The sequence below is a fragment of the Sphingobacterium sp. SGG-5 genome, assembly GCF_011043525.1.
Lineage (GTDB): Bacteria > Bacteroidota > Bacteroidia > Sphingobacteriales > Sphingobacteriaceae > Sphingobacterium.
In genome coordinates, this window is sequence record NZ_JAAKGO010000041.1 from 1 (window position 1) to 416 (window position 416).

1 protein-coding gene is annotated in these 416 nt (G+C 50.2%); it reads right to left on the reverse strand.

All coding sequences use genetic code 11. The features are described 5' to 3' along the window. On the reverse strand, positions 1-416 hold a 416-nt coding region (locus G5B30_RS17185), incomplete at both ends, for a family 20 glycosylhydrolase (RefSeq protein WP_165321232.1).

The following is a 416-nucleotide window of genomic DNA, read 5'->3' on the forward strand; positions in this document are numbered from 1 at the left end:
GCGGACACGCCGACCAGCGCTTCTTGGGGGCTTCATCACCGCCGATATGGATGGTTTCACTTGGAAATAGTTCCACTACTTCTGCTAGTACATTTTCGAGGAAAACAAATACTTCTTCTTTTCCAGCACAGTAGATATCTTCCTGTATACCCCACCGCTCCGGGATCTTAAAGGGCCCGCCTGTGCAGGAGAGTTCAGGATAAGCCGCCAGAGCGGCAAGTGAATGGCCGGGAAGTTCAACCTCAGGAACTACGGTTACATAACGGTCTTTGGCGTAAGCTACCACATCCTTAATCTCTTCCTGCGTATAAAAACCGCCATGAGGATTAGGATCGATATTGTTCCCTGACTGAAAGTTGGTCCCCGACCGCCAGGCACCCACCTCGGTCAAACGGGGATATTTCTTTATCTCGATA